The 274-nt window shown below is 58.0% G+C and carries 1 protein-coding gene; it reads left to right on the forward strand.

Annotated features, from left to right (window positions below; translation table 11 throughout):
* Window positions 1–42: 42 nt before the first annotated feature.
* A partial coding sequence (locus SB822_RS56935; RefSeq protein ID WP_410859082.1) for a DNA cytosine methyltransferase occupies window positions 43–274 on the forward strand: 232 nt, incomplete at its 3' end.

The following is a 274-nucleotide window of genomic DNA, read 5'->3' on the forward strand; positions in this document are numbered from 1 at the left end:
GATCTGGTCGTTGGCGGGCCGCCATGCCAGGGGTTTTCCGGGATCGGGCACCGGAGATCCTATGCAGTGGATAAAAAGAATCTCCTGTCGAACCATCTCTACAAGGACATGGCCAAGATCATAGGTCATCTTCGCCCGCGCGCATTTGTTTTCGAGAACGTACGAGGGTTGCTGACCGGGCGCTGGACGGAGGATGGTAGAAGCGGAGAAATATGGCGGGACGTAAAACGGGAGGTCGCTGGGATTGGTGGGTACACGCTTGCCGCCGAGCTGG

This window comes from Paraburkholderia sp. SIMBA_054 (assembly GCF_046534875.1).
GTDB lineage: Bacteria > Pseudomonadota > Gammaproteobacteria > Burkholderiales > Burkholderiaceae > Paraburkholderia > Paraburkholderia hospita.